The sequence below is a fragment of the Armatimonadia bacterium genome (assembly GCA_039679385.1).
Taxonomy (GTDB): Bacteria; Armatimonadota; Zipacnadia; order Zipacnadales; family JABUFB01; genus JAJFTQ01.
Window position 1 is genome coordinate 1 of record JBDKVB010000110.1, and the last position, 10,969, is coordinate 10,969.

General features: G+C 65.3%; 8 protein-coding genes. 1 reads left to right on the forward strand and 7 read right to left on the reverse strand.

Going from position 1 to position 10,969, the window contains the following annotated elements:
• From ABFE16_12810 to ABFE16_12820, 3 genes are all read right to left on the reverse strand, one after another.
• On the reverse strand, positions 1–341 hold a 341-nt coding region (locus ABFE16_12810), incomplete at its 3' end, for a hypothetical protein (GenBank protein ID MEN6346172.1).
• Positions 342–542: 201 nt separating this feature from the next.
• Positions 543–1,916, reverse strand: coding sequence for a PQQ-binding-like beta-propeller repeat protein (locus ABFE16_12815; protein MEN6346173.1), 1,374 nt, complete (start codon positions 1,914–1,916; stop codon positions 543–545).
• A 29-nt stretch (positions 1,917–1,945) separates the two neighbouring features.
• Positions 1,946–3,265, reverse strand: coding sequence for an FAD-dependent oxidoreductase (locus ABFE16_12820; protein ID MEN6346174.1), 1,320 nt, complete (start codon positions 3,263–3,265; stop codon positions 1,946–1,948).
• A gap of 127 nt (positions 3,266–3,392) precedes the next feature.
• Here ABFE16_12820 and ABFE16_12825 point away from each other — a divergent pair, with 127 nt between their 5' ends.
• The gene (locus ABFE16_12825) at positions 3,393–4,211 is read left to right on the forward strand and encodes a polysaccharide deacetylase family protein (protein ID MEN6346175.1); all 819 of its coding nucleotides are present in this window, start codon (positions 3,393–3,395) and stop codon (positions 4,209–4,211) included.
• A gap of 82 nt (positions 4,212–4,293) precedes the next feature.
• Here the strand turns inward: ABFE16_12825 and ABFE16_12830 are convergent, their stop codons facing one another.
• The 4 genes from ABFE16_12830 to ABFE16_12845 form a co-directional block, all read right to left on the reverse strand.
• Positions 4,294–5,499, reverse strand: a complete 1,206-nt coding sequence (locus tag ABFE16_12830; protein MEN6346176.1) for a PQQ-binding-like beta-propeller repeat protein — start codon at positions 5,497–5,499, stop codon at positions 4,294–4,296.
• A 30-nt stretch (positions 5,500–5,529) separates the two neighbouring features.
• On the reverse strand, positions 5,530–6,735 hold the full coding sequence (locus tag ABFE16_12835) for a PQQ-binding-like beta-propeller repeat protein (GenBank protein ID MEN6346177.1): 1,206 nt from the start codon (positions 6,733–6,735) through the stop codon (positions 5,530–5,532).
• Positions 6,736–6,860: 125 nt separating this feature from the next.
• Entirely contained in the window at positions 6,861–7,979 is a 1,119-nt protein-coding gene (locus tag ABFE16_12840; GenBank protein MEN6346178.1) for a PQQ-binding-like beta-propeller repeat protein, read from the reverse strand.
• Between the two features lie 15 nt (positions 7,980–7,994).
• A partial coding sequence (locus tag ABFE16_12845) for an FtsX-like permease family protein (protein ID MEN6346179.1) occupies positions 7,995–10,969 on the reverse strand: 2,975 nt, incomplete at its 5' end.

Here is a 10,969-nt window from a genome sequence, read left to right on the forward strand (position 1 = left end):
CGCCAGCGATAGGACTCGGCTTTCCAGGGCCGTGCCTGTCCCGGGCGATCAGGGCCACGGTCGGAGGAGTGGACTTCGAGGAGGGCCACAGACGCCTCGGCGGGTGTCTCCTCCGCGACGGCACACAGACGCAGGCTGTTGTCCACCTGCGACGGCCCCAGGCGACGCTCCTCGGAGACCACCATCCGCTTCCCGTTCGGCCCGAGCAGGTAGAGCCAGGGCTGACCGTCGGCAACCCGAAGGGTGTACTCAACCGGACCCGCGCCCAGATTGCGCAGGGCCAGGGGAGTCTGCCCGTCGCCCGTGCGCGGGAGGTTCAGCGTGACTCCGCCCACTTCCACGGACAGCCTTCCAGCAGGCCAACCGCACCGTGGGCAGTAGGCGACAGGTTCGGTCAGTTCTTTGCGGCAGGTTGGGCAGTTCATGTTGAGGGCAGAACCGTGAATCCGTGGCACAGGCCAAGGGCGGCCTGAGCCTTCACAGGTCAGTACCAGCTTCGCGCAGGTGCCTGTGCAGCAGTTGCGCAGGCGCCACGTTGAGCCCTACTTCAGATCAAGGCAGGCCAGAGCGGTGGTGTTGCGGATGAGCAGCTTGCCTTCGGCGATCACCGGCGGCGACCAGCTCTGACCGCCGAGAGGCTTGAAGCGTCCGAGTTCCTTGTAGCCACTCGGCGACGCGCTGACCATCACCACATCGCCGCCCTTGCCGTCGACGGCGACGATTGTCCCATCGACGGCGGCAACGCCACCCTTCTCGAACCCCGACTGCTTCCAGGCCACGCGGCCGTCCTTGATGCTCATGCACACGAGGTTGCCAGGGTCGCTGGTCCCGTACAGGTACCCGTCGAGATACACGGGGGAGTTGAAGTGAGACTGGATGTCCTTGTTCCTCCAGGCTACTTCGGCCTGCGCCCCACTGACCTTGACCAGCTCGCAGCCCGTGCCGTAGCCGCTGGTGATGAACACGGAGTTGCCGGCGACAACCGGCGTCGAGGCGTTCACGTCATAGGAGGTGCTCCAGGGCGTCTGCCACAGGGTCTTGCCCGAGGCGACGTCCACGCCATAGACGCAGGACCCGCCGAAAACCACATACTGGGCTTTGCCCGAGATCGTGGCCTTGACCGGCGGGCCATACCCCGCCAGTCCGCCCACGCCACCGGTCCACAGGACCTTGCCCGTCTTGCGGTCGAGGGCTGCAAGACCGGCAGTGCCGCCGGTGCCCACAACCAGCTTCTCACCGTCGATGATGGGTGGGCCCGCATAGCCCCAGGTGGGGTGCTTGCCCTTGAGGTCCGAGGCCAGGTCGACGGACCACAGCTTCGATCCGGATCGCACGTCCAGGCAGTTCAGGGTGCCCAGTCTGCCCAGAGTGTACAGCCGCCCGTCGTAGTAGACCGGCGTCGCATGGCTGTAGCCGTGGTCATACTTCGACGGCTGCTTGTACTGGTGAGTCCAGAGGTCCTTCCCGGTCTCCAGGTCAAGGGCGCGGACGATGTCCTGGTCGCCCGTGTGGTCAAGGATGAAGACCTTGCCCTCAGCCACCGATGGACCGGCGTACCCACGATCACTCATCCTGATCTGCCACAGGACCTTCGGCGGCTTACTGTTCCAGTTCTTGTTGATGCCCTTGAGGGGCGAGATCCCGTCGCCTCTGGCCCCTCGGAAGGCAGGCCAGTCCCGTGAGGCTTCGCCGGTCGAGACCTCGCGAGTCGTTGGAGCGGCCTGCGTCGGCTCGGTTTGAGGCGCCGGGCTGATGGCGGCGACCTGCTGATTGGCCGCCGCGGGAGCCGGGCTCGCAGGCGCCGTCTGCCCGGTGTCAGGAGGTACCGTTGACGGCGGCTTCGGACACCCTCCAGCCGTCAGGACGACAAGGACCATTGCCGAACCCCACACAATCAGCGTCCGCCGAAGTCTCATCGCGGCCTCCCATCGGTGAGCAGGTTGTCTCAGCTATCGTGCACCTTCGCGCCGTTCTGCCTCAGGGCCTCCAAGACAAGGTCAGTATCCAGGAGGCGAGGCGAGCAATCCTCGGACACACACAGGGCGGCAGCGACTCCGGCGGCCTCGCCCATGGCCCGGCAGGTAGCCTCGATCCGGATGGCCGCCTGGGCCTCGAAGGTCGTGGAGATGCAGCGTCCAGCCACCAGAAGGTTGTCCACCTTCTGCGGTACCAGACACCGGTAGGGGATCTCGTGGTACTCGCCGTCCGGCAGGCGCTCGAGGGTGACGCCAACACCGGAGGGGTTGTGGATGTCGATGGGATAGCAGCTCTTGGCGATGCCGTCCTCGAACTTGCGTGCAGCGCGGAAGTCGTCGGCGCTCAGCATGTACTCACCGACGATGCGACGGCTCTCGCGAATGCCCACCATCGGTGCGGTGTAGGCCAGGTAGGCGCTATCGAATCCCGCCAGGTAGCGACGACAGAACTCCATGATCTTGGGGATGACCCTTCGGCCCTGCATCTGGACGCGGGTAAGGTCCTCCGCTTTGGCACCGTTGATGTGGGTCACTCGCGGGCAGTTGAAGGCAAGCTCTCCCGGTCGGCCGGGGACCGTGAAAAACTGGATGTAGCCGCCCTCCTCGGCGCTGAACACACCGTCCTCCTCGGCACGCTCCGCCAGACGCTCCATGGGGTTGTTGCCCACTCCGCCCTTGGCAAACCCCGCACCAAACCGTACCGGACTGGGACAAGGGCACCCGTTCGCGTTCAGGAAGTCGGCCAAGGCCTTGAGGTCGACGCCGCCCATGACGAACCGGAGGCTTGCCGACTGGTTCAGCCCGTCTTCAGGGCGTCCACTCTCGCAGGGAACGCCGGCAAGGGCGGCCACGTCTGCATCGCCGGTGCCGTCGATGAACTGGCGGGCCTGGAGGTTGCGCTTCCCCGTCTTGTTCACGATCTCGACGCCGGTCAGGGCGCCGTCGGTCACCTGCGTGTCGCTGACGAAGGTGTGGTAGAGCAGATCACAGCCCGCGTCGACGGCCATGTCCTCGAGCACGTATTTGAGCAACTCGAAGTTGAAGAACATGCCCTCGTTATCGCCCGGCAGGGCGTTGCAGCGGTCCATGATCTCCTGGTTCATGCCGGTGACCAGTTGCTGCCCGCCGGTGGTGAAGCTCATCATCGGCACGACCAGAGCTGCCGTCTGGCTGCCTCCGAGGAAGCCGAACTGCTCGACGATGAGGGTGCGCGCGCCTCTACGAGCTGCGGCGATTGCGGCAACTGACCCCGCTGTGCCTCCCCCACATACGATGACATCGTAGTCCATGCAGAAGCACCTCACAGGCAATTCCTTACTGTCTCGCACAGGATACCCAAGGTGTTCAGGCCCGGCAAGGGGAAGTTGGCACCCGTCCCGTATTGAAGGGAACGCTATCCAGACCCGAGGTGTATCCATGACCCGCTACATTGCCGCCTACGATACAGAGAGTATTGACCAGTGCCTGCCTGCCGTCGAGCGCCTGGTCGAGTTGCACCACCGGTACGAGATTCCCGCCACCTTCTTCATCGTTGGCCGCCTGCTGGAGCGCGACGGAGCCCGGTACCGCGAGCTGCTGGATGACCCGCTCTTCGACGTGCAGACTCACTCCTGGTCCCACCAGATCCTCAAGGACAGCATCGCCCATGGCCCCGGCGTCAGCCTCGAGCAGATGGAGATCGAGGTCCACGAGGGCAAGCGTTGGGTCGAGGAAGTCTTCGAGCGTGAGTGCATCGGCTTCCGTCCGGGTTGCGGCTTCGTCGATGGCTTCACCGGCGTTCCCGAGCGGCTGGAGATCCTGCGCCGCAATGGCATCCGCTTCACCAGTGCCGACCTTCGTGGGCCGATGGACTCGATCCCCAATGACATGCAGCAGCCGTACACCTACGAGAAGGACGGCTACGGCGACATCTGGGAGATCCCCGGTCACGGCTGGCACGACAACGTGCTCAAGTGGGGCAGCCACATCACCTACTACCCGCCGGTCTATGACTTCGCCGCCGCGTCTCGGAACGCGAAGACGGTCGTCGAGTGCTTCGGCCAGGAGGGCCGCTGGCTTGAGCACGCCGTCGAGTTGGGCCTGCAGTACGTCAGCCTCGTGCAGCACCCGTGGTCGCTGCGCAAGTTTGACGAGAACCTGGCCACCACTGAGCTGCTGCTGATCCGGGCGCGCCAACTGGGGATGGAGTGCACCACCTACCTGTCCCTGTACCAGGAACTGGCCGCAGGCAAGTGACACAAAGAGGCAATAGCGTTGGGGGCGCAGGTCATCCCTGCGCCCCTGAGGATTCCTGAAGCAGCCTCCCGAACCTTGACGACTACCGGAGGTCCAGGCAGACGATCTCCTTGGTGTTCCGCACGATCAGCCTACCGTCGGAGAGAACCGGCGCAGTCCAGCTCTGCCCGCCCAGAGGCACGATGCGGGAAAGCTCCTGGTAACCATCCGGCACGGCCTTCGCCATGACCAGATCCCCCGCCTTCCCGTTCATCCCGATCAAGCACCCGTCGGCGACGATGAGGCCGCCCTTCTCAAACCCCTTCTGCCGCCACACGCAAGAGCCGTCCTGAGGGTTCACGCAGACCATGTCGCCGGGGTCCGTGATGGCGTACACGTAACCGTTGTACACCACGGGGGAGTTGAACTGGGCCTGGATTTCCTTGCTGCTCCAGACTGCAGTGGCGCCGTCCGGACCGACCTTCAGCAGCGCACAGCCGTGGTTGTAGCCGCTGGTGACGAACACGTAGGAGCCGATCACGATCAACTGCGGGGCGTTGACGTCGTAGGAGGTCTTCCAGGGGTAGCTCCACAGCAGCTTCCCGTCGGTCGCGTCACAGCCGATGGCGTTGGCGGCGGTGAAGAGCAGGTACTGCTTGCGACCGTCGATGGTTGTGACTACCGGTGTCGAGTAGCCGGGGACGTCGCTGTTGCCGCCCGACAGGATCTTCTCGCCGGTCGCCTTGTTGAGCACCAGCAGGCTTCCCCCGTCGCCTCCGGGCATCACGATCAGGCGGTCACCGTCGATCTTCGCCGACATGGAGTAGTCCCACTGTGGCTTCTTGCCGTGGAAGTCGGCGATGAGGTTCTTGGCCCATACCTTCTCACCGGTGTCGGCCTTGAGGCAGTGGACCCAGCCCATGCGCGAGATGGTGTACAGCATACCGTCTGAGTAGACGGGAGTGGACCGCGAGAAGCCGTAGTTGTTGCGGTCGGTGTCGTCGTAGGCAAACCGCCAGGCCTCTTCCCCCGTGTCGAGCTTGAGGGCGCGGACGATGTCCTGCTTGCCCTCATGATCGATCACGTACACGAGGCCCTTCGCGACGGAAGGCCCGGCATAGCCACCGTCGCCCAGTGGCAGCCGCCAGAGGACCTTCGGAGGCTTCTGCGCCCAGTCCTTGTTGAGGCCGGTATCGGGTGCAATTCCGTCGGCGTTGGGGCCACGGAACTGCGGCCAATCGGCGGCCAGGGCGGTGCAGGTCGCGGCGACACAGGCAAGTGCAAGCAGCAGCGGCAAACGTCCGTGCATCCGATTCACCTCATGGTATTGGGTTGGTCGCTACATCAGATCAAGACAGACGAGCGCCTTGGTGTTGCGCACGATCAGCTTTCCGTCGGCGATGATGGGCGCCGTCCAGCTCTGCCCTCCAAGCGGCCGGAGGCGGCCCAGTTCGTGGTATCCCTCGTAGGTCGCCTGGACCATCACCACGTCGCCATTGGCCCCGCAGACGGCGATGATGACGCCGTCCACGATAGCGATGCCGCCCTTCTCAAAACCGCCCTTGCGCCAGATAACAGAGCCGTCTCGAGGGTTCATGCAGATCAGGTCGCCGGGGTCGGTGGTGCCGTAGAAGCAGTTACCGTAGAAGATCGGCGAGCTGAAGTGTGCCTGCATGTTCTTGTTCTGCCACAGGCCCGAGACGCCCTGGGGACCGACCGCCAACAGGGCACACCCAAACCCGTAACCGGTCGTGATGAAGACGTAGGGCGGAACGACAATAGGGGTCGCTGCGTTTACGCTGGACTGGTTCTTCCATGGTATGCCCCACAATGCTTTGCCCGTCGCCGCGTCAAGGCCCATCACGCTCACAGAGGTCGCGATCACGTACTGCTTGGCGCCGTTGAAGTCGGCCACAACCGGTGTGGCATGGCCCGGCACGTCGGCCGTTCCACCTCGCCAGATGCCCTGGCCTGTCCGCTTGTCCAGGCACACGGTATCGCCGCCGGCTCCTCCGGGGCACACAATCAGCCGGTCACCGTCGATGAGCACAGAGCCTGCCATGCCCCAGCCCGGCGCCTTTCCGCCAAGCTCCTGCACGAGGTTGTGCTGCCATTGCAGTTGGCCCGTGGTCGCGTTGAGGCAGAGCAGCAGGCCTTCGCGGCTCCACACATACAGCCGCCCCTCGGAGAATACGGGCGTCGATCGGCAGTAGCCATAGTCAAAGCGTGCGGCGTTGTCGTAGGCATAGCGCCAGACGTCCTGGCCGGTCTGGAGGCTGATCGCACGAACGACATCCTGCGCCCCGACGTGGTCGACGATGAAGACCATGCCCTGGGCGACGGAAGGCCCCGCATAGCCGTTGTCACTCATGGCCGTGCGCCAGAGCTCTTTGGGTGGCTTCTGCGCCCAGTTCTTGTTGATGCCTGTATCCGGGGCAAGGCCCGTGGCCGAAGGTCCGCGGAACTGGGGCCAGTCCGCTGCCGGCGCCTGCGTTGTCAGGATCACCGAGACAGCCACCAACGACCAACACAGACTGCGAGACATTCGCTTTCCTCATTTCTGCGGATTGCCGCCGTCCAGGTAGCACGGGAGCCGGCCCCCTCGGGTCGGCCCCGTGAATTCAAACGCTTCCCTCAGGTTCTGGTGCCCTCGTTTTTGCTCAGGGGCGCCTACCCGAAGCAGTATACCGCGCCGTCCAGGGTGCCAATCACCAGCCGACCTCGCCCGACGGCGGGCGAGGCAGTGATTCCGGCCCCGGCGGCGAAGCTCCAGACCTTCTTGCCGGTGCCCAGATCCGCCGCGTACAGGTTACCGTCGTCACTCCCGAAGAACACCCGGTTGCCGACAATGACCGGTGATGAGTCCACAGCATCGCGGGCAGTGAACACCCACTGCGCCCGGCCGGTGGTGCGGGCAAGTCGGAACACGGTGTTGTTGCGCGAGGCGAAGACGACCGCATCACCCAGGACGGCCGCGGAGGCGTAGCTGGCACCGTTGTTACGCTTGACGGCAGTCTCCCAGATCACCTTGCCATCGCTGATGCGGACGCTGACATACTCGCCCGTCATGCTCCCCACATAGACGCAGCCGCCACTGTAGGCCGGAGCTGTCCCGAAGTTGGGGCCGATACTCGCAGCCGCTGCCTGACGGCCCGTGGCAGCGTCGATCATCCGCACCACGCCGTCACACCCGGCGATGATTGCCCTTCCGTCGGCGAAACAGGGAGCGCAGTGCACCTGTGCTTCGGACTTGAAGCTCCACTGCTTCTTCCCCGTGGCCCGGTCGAGTTTGTACAGGTAGTTGTCGTAGGACCCGAAGAGTATCCCTGATCCGGTCGGCGTTGCCGAGGACATGATCTTGTCGCCGGTATTGAACTTCCACAGCAGGCGTCCCGTGCTCGCAGCGACGGCATAGAAGGTTCCGCCCTCGTCACCGACAAAGACCCTTCCGTCCACGTAGCAGGGCGAAGCCGAGATGGCATCCTTCGCGAGGAACTTCCACCGCAGTCTCCCGGTGCTGAGGCTGACGCACACGAGAGCCCTGGTCTTCGTGCCGAAGAAGACACTGTCGCCCGCGATCGCGGCCGTGGACTCAACCGAAGAGCCCGTCTCATAGGTCCACAGCAGTCGTGGCCGACTTGAGAGTGTCGACCCGGCCACACCGGTCATCATGGGATCGCCGCGGAAGCTGAGCCAGTCGGCACTCGCCGCCGCCACGCCCACGAAAGCGCACAGCAGTACCCCGGCCAGGAGGCCCTTCACCACAGAAAACCGCACAGCTCTGCACATCAGTACCACTCACCTTCATTCCTGTCTCAGGGCCGGCAGAAGTTCGCCGCGCACAGCTCCGTAGGCAGCCGCGACGCAGCTTGCCAGACCCACGATCAGGATGGTGACAAGAACGCCGAAGAGCGCCGCCCAGTTCACCTGTGCCTCTGCCGACGCCAGTTGGGGCATCACGGCCACCAGCGCCGAACCTGTCCCCCACACCAGACCGGCCGCCAGGAGACCGGCGTTCTCGACCAGAAGCAGCTTCGCCAGGTCGGCGCGCTCAAAGCCCGTCGCCAGCATCAGTGCCATCTCGCGCCTGCGCTCGAAGGCACTCCGCAGCAACACCGCGACCATTCCGACGGTCCCGAGGAGAAGCCCCAGGCCGCCCAGGGCGAGGAACATGGACAGGTAGGTGTTCTGAACCTGCAGGAATTCGTTGAGCACTTCCCGGGTCGTATGCACCTGCAACCCCATCTCGCCCAGATTCCGCCTCAGCACCTCAGCCACCTGCTGCTCCTGACCGGCCGGGGTCGCGATCAGGAAGTAGCCGGCCCCCGACACGGCTGGATACAGGCGACGCAGATTCGCCTCGGAGACCAGGAGCTCCCGGGCGAAGATGCTCCGGGGGATCAGACCTACAAAGCGCAGGTTCACGGCCTTGCCACCGGGTGCCGTCACCGGGTAGCTATTGCCCAGGCCGGAGTGCAAAGTCCAGCGCACGCTGTCGGCGTCGCCATAGGCCGGGATCGCGCCGTCCGGCAGTCTCGCCTCGAGCCCGCCCAAGGGTCCCGAAGTGCCGGAGACGCCAGGCTGCTGCTGAGCTGTGAAGCGACCGCTCCGGACCAGCGAGGCCGGTACTCCGAGGATCCGAGGCTGAGTGGGTCGTGCGAGGTTCAGGCAGCTAACGTCCTCGCCGGGACTCGCGAGGAAGGACACGATCTCGACGCCCTTGAGCAGGGCCTCGTCCTGGTCGGAGAAACCCAGCTTCGCCCGCCCCTGCGCCGTTCCCAGGTCGTAGCTGAGCGGGACCGTGGAGGTTGCCTGGAGCGAGAAGCCGCCCGTGCCCGAGTCGCGACGGCTGAAGTCGCTGCGGGTGAAGTCCCGGGTGTTCGCCGCCACCGCGACGATCACAAAGGACGCCGCGGCCAGTAGCCCGAAGACCAACAGACTGCGTGAACCGGCCACCGCGAGGTTGCGAAGGGCGAGCCTCGGCAAGGACCGGCTCGCACCGGATCGGTGCAGGACTCGGCGCAGCAGCACGGTCGCGCCGCAGATTCCCACTCCCAGGAGACAGGCGCCGACCCCGAAGAACGCGCCCTGCGGATCGATACCGCCGGGTAGTCGCGACCACACCAGCAGGGCCAGCGCACCGAGGACGAAGACCACCAGGGCCTGTGTGGCTCGGCTCTTGCGCCGCCGACGTCTGGGAAGCCGACGCCCGCTCGGCAGCGTCCTCTCTCCTGCGACGGCGAGGCCCTGCCATCCCCCGAGTAGCTCCAGCACCCCACGCCGTCCGAGTCTACGGGTACTCCAGGCGACCATCAGCGCGCCGACGAGAAGGCCGGCCACTGCGCCGACCGCAAGGCTGGCAACGAACACATGCAGCCAGATGGCCGCAGTGCCACCGAGGGCTCCCGACCACCACAAGGCCAGGGCCTTGATGAGAGCTGCCGCGTAGCCTACCCCGGCAGGGACCCCAAGTGCAGTTCCGACGAAGGCCAGCGCCATGCCCTCTCCGAAGCGTGCCCGTGCTACCTGCCCCTTCTCCAGCCCACAAGCGAGCATGATGCCCGCCTCAGAGGCCCGACGGTCAAAGGACAGCCGCAGCATCATCCCGCCAAGGGCCGCACCGGAGGCGACCAGGAACATGCTCAGCCCCAGGAATAGCTGTCCGAAGTCGCTTGTGCCCTGCGAGGCCGCGAGCGCCTGTTCACGCACTGGTCGGAACACCAGTCCGGCCTCCTCCGGCTTGAGACGACGGAGCAGGGCGTTCTCAAGCGACTGCATGGTCTTCGTGGCGGCACCGGCGGCAGGCAGTGCAACCCTCACGGAAGTAACCCAGTCGGTCTGTGTCCGGCCCGGTGCACTGCGCCACATTTCGCGCGCCGTGTCCTTGCTGAGGAAGGCCTTCGGCGCCGCCCGGTAGAGGTCCCAAAACTGCTCATCGCGGGGCTTGATGCGAGTGAGGTCTACCGGGAAGGGTGAGTCCCAGTCCTGGAGGCGCTTTGCGCTGGTCATCCCCTCGAAGTCAGGGGACAAACCGCCGTCGACTGCCGGGCCACTCATGGCGACGATACCCCGCACCGCCAGCCGGCTGAGCGCTGTCGGGTAACTACCGTCGGGCGTCGGACGCAGGTAGCTGAGCTCGACCAGGTCGCCCACTTTGGCGCCCAGGTCCGTCGCAGCCCACTCCGAGAGCCAGATTCCGCCAACATCGAGCGGCTTGCCGCCCGGTGGTTTGAGCCTGAGGGCCTTCAGGGGCTCCACGGCAGCTACCACCGAGTACGGCACTTCGCGAGGTGCCGGTGCGTTGAGCTTGCGCAGGCGTGTCGCCAGGTACACGGAGGTCAGGCCACTGCGCAGCTTGCAGGCTTTGGCGGCCTCCCGGGCAGCTTGCGCCCGAGCGTCCGAGAGCAGCATGCCGTCGCTGAACAGGGACACATACCCCTGCTTCGGATTGGGCACCAGCTTCAAGCCATAGTCACGTAGCCGACAGCGGGCAGATAGCGCTTTGCCAAGCGCCTCAGCCGAGGTGACCTTCCCGGCCAGCACGAGGGTGTTGGCGAGCCCCTTCTTGTGCAGGCTGGTCTGCAGCCAGTCGCGTGACAGGAACAGGTTCCGTGGCGCTCCGCTCTGAGGGTCAAGGCGGAAGTCGCCAACTCCGCCGGCAGGCAGCACGGTCTTGACCTGCAGCCTGAGCGACGGCGCAGTGTCCTTGAGGCCCCGGCGGAAGAAGAGGGTGTCCGAGGCGATCTCGCTCTCGCGGTGCACACTGACGATCACGTACT

What these genes read in the sequence shown, in the direction of transcription:
- ABFE16_12815 (MEN6346173.1), bottom strand. Translation starts at nt 1,916, where the DNA reads ATGAGACTTCGGCGGACGCTGATTGTGTGGGGTTCGGCAATGGTCCTT.
- ABFE16_12820 (MEN6346174.1), bottom strand. Translation starts at nt 3,265, where the DNA reads ATGGACTACGATGTCATCGTATGTGGGGGAGGCACAGCGGGGTCAGTT.
- ABFE16_12825 (MEN6346175.1), top strand. Translation starts at nt 3,393, where the DNA reads ATGACCCGCTACATTGCCGCCTACGATACAGAGAGTATTGACCAGTGC.
- ABFE16_12830 (MEN6346176.1), bottom strand. Translation starts at nt 5,499, where the DNA reads ATGCACGGACGTTTGCCGCTGCTGCTTGCACTTGCCTGTGTCGCCGCG.
- ABFE16_12835 (MEN6346177.1), bottom strand. Translation starts at nt 6,735, where the DNA reads ATGTCTCGCAGTCTGTGTTGGTCGTTGGTGGCTGTCTCGGTGATCCTG.
- ABFE16_12840 (MEN6346178.1), bottom strand. Translation starts at nt 7,979, where the DNA reads ATGTGCAGAGCTGTGCGGTTTTCTGTGGTGAAGGGCCTCCTGGCCGGG.